Genomic DNA, 281 nt, shown 5'->3' on the forward strand with positions numbered 1-281 from the left:
TCGGCCCAGATCGCAGCCAGCGCCGCCTCGGCCGGCGTGCGCGGCGCGACATGCTCGATTGACGTCGCAAGCTGATCCGGAGCCGGCAGCGCCTTGCGGTCGATCTTGCCGTTCGGCGTCAGCGGCAGACGATCCAGCACCACGATCCGCGCCGGGACCATGTAATCCGGCAACACAGATGATAACACCGTCTTGAGCGCGGCTCCATCCAGCGCTTCGCCGCTGACATAGCCGACCAGCTGGCGGCCGGCCCCGGCCTCGCGCGCGACCACCACGGCCAC

1 protein-coding gene is annotated in these 281 nt (G+C 69.8%); it reads right to left on the reverse strand.

The window, feature by feature from the left end:
- Nucleotides 1-281 (reverse strand): AMP-binding enzyme (locus MOV74_RS40500; RefSeq protein WP_246933148.1); only part of this gene is annotated, 281 nt, incomplete at both ends.

The organism is Bradyrhizobium sp. SHOUNA76 (assembly GCF_023006445.1).
Lineage (GTDB): Bacteria > Pseudomonadota > Alphaproteobacteria > Rhizobiales > Xanthobacteraceae > Bradyrhizobium.